This is a genomic window from Sphaerospermopsis reniformis (genome assembly GCF_005402885.1).
GTDB lineage: Bacteria > Cyanobacteriota > Cyanobacteriia > Cyanobacteriales > Nostocaceae > Sphaerospermopsis > Sphaerospermopsis kisseleviana.
Genome location: NZ_BJCE01000559.1, coordinates 1 through 517, shown reverse-complemented (window position 1 = coordinate 517; position 517 = coordinate 1). Strand labels below are relative to the sequence as shown.

Below are 517 nucleotides of genomic sequence, written 5' to 3'. Positions count from 1 at the left end.
ATTATATACATATGTACCCAAAACGCGCTAGGGGTATACTGGGAATCAGCTATGATCAATTTATTTCATTGATGGAGGTGGCGAAGTTAACTCATCAGGAGCAAAAAGCGCTCTTAGAAAAAAATAAACGACGTGTTAATGCAGCAGGTGGTGGACGTAAACCAAAATTAAAAATTGAAGAAGAAATATGCCTGACACTATTTTATCTCAGGCAAATGCCAACATTTGAAGTATTAGGATTACAGTTTGGTATTTCCAAGACAGAAGCAAATGATACATTTCATTACTGGCTAGGAATATTGAGGAAGATTTTACCATCTAGTATGCTAGAACAATTAGAAAATCAGGAGGGAGATTATGCAATTGCTCAGGAAATATTACAGGATTTTGAGTTAATTGTAGATAGCTTTGAGCAAGCTATAGAAAGACCTGAAGACAATGATGAGCAAAAAAGATACTATTCGGGAAAGAAGAAATATCACTCATTTAAAAATCAAGTTGTCACCATGCCAAAAGG

General features: G+C 35.2%; 1 protein-coding gene. It reads left to right on the top strand.

Features of this window, described 5'->3' with window-relative positions; translation table 11 throughout:
- Positions 1–517 (top strand): transposase family protein (locus tag FFR48_RS28400; protein ID WP_201277715.1); only part of this gene is annotated, 517 nt, incomplete at both ends.